Origin of the sequence: Klebsiella sp. 1SOBk10mer, from assembly GCF_046602535.1 — a bacterium.
GTDB lineage: Bacteria > Pseudomonadota > Gammaproteobacteria > Enterobacterales > Enterobacteriaceae > Klebsiella > Klebsiella quasipneumoniae.
Map to the genome: position 1 here is coordinate 1 of NZ_JBKIUP010000064.1, position 608 is coordinate 608.

General features: G+C 54.9%; 1 pseudogene. It reads right to left on the reverse strand.

Annotated elements, in window-relative coordinates:
- Nucleotides 1–403: 403 nt before the first annotated feature.
- Nucleotides 404–608, reverse strand: a pseudogene (locus ACLH1I_RS26625) (VapC toxin family PIN domain ribonuclease); the annotation flags it as partial.

Genomic DNA, 608 nt, shown 5'->3' on the forward strand with positions numbered 1-608 from the left:
CGCTGAACAAAATGACGAAAGCAGGTATGCCTGAAAGCGTGCGTATTGCCTGAAAACACAACCCGCTACGGGGGAGACTTACCCGAAATCTGATTTATTCAACAAAGCCATCCAGTGCCTGAAAGAAGGCTGGGCATCACAGGCATTTGTCAGGTCGGTGTTACAGACGTTCCGTCATCATGATTATGACGCTTTCCTCATTGAGAAGCATCACCGCAGTATCGTTTATTCAGACGAAATGTGGACTCTGGCCGTCCAGCTGGGGATATCTAAATTCATCAGGCCGCCAAAACTCACACATGAGAGAACACGTATCCGTGTAGAGCCATTCAGTAACGGTGAAAAGGAATACAAATAACATCGCAGCGAAACTGTCAGGCCGATGGATAGCGGCCTGACTACGTTACTTAACCCAGTCTTCCAGAACCAGACCCGGCACCCGCTCAAACTCTCTCACATTGTTCGTCACCAGGACTGCGCCGGCCGCGATGGCGTGCCCGGCAATGGCCGTGTCGTTCGGGCCGATCGGCGTCCCGGCGAGGCGCAGCGCCACCCGGATGTCCGTCGTGGCGTCCACCGCAGCCCGGTCCCACGGCAGGATGGCATCG